We start from the raw sequence: 221 nt of genomic DNA on the forward strand, positions 1-221 counted from the left end.
CGTCGGTGCCGCCGCCAGCGAAGGTGCTGTCGACCTGCTTGTAGCCGTCGAGGCCGTTGAAGCGGAAGACCTGCTTGGTCACTCGGTTGCCAAACGGGTCTTCGGGTGCGATGGCGGGGTCGGCGGTGTAGAGGATCAGGCGGCCCCGGTTGTCGTAGTCGAAGGTCTCCTGACCTTTGCTGCTACCGTCTTCCCAGACGCGGTTGACGACCTGATCAAGC

General features: G+C 63.8%; 1 protein-coding gene. It reads right to left on the reverse strand.

All coding sequences use genetic code 11. The features are described 5' to 3' along the window. A partial coding sequence (locus HU736_RS21695) for a hypothetical protein (RefSeq protein WP_217862408.1) occupies positions 1-221 on the reverse strand: 221 nt, incomplete at both ends.

Origin of the sequence: Pseudomonas shirazensis, from assembly GCF_014268785.2 — a bacterium.
In the GTDB taxonomy this organism is placed as follows: Bacteria; Pseudomonadota; Gammaproteobacteria; order Pseudomonadales; family Pseudomonadaceae; genus Aquipseudomonas; species Aquipseudomonas shirazensis.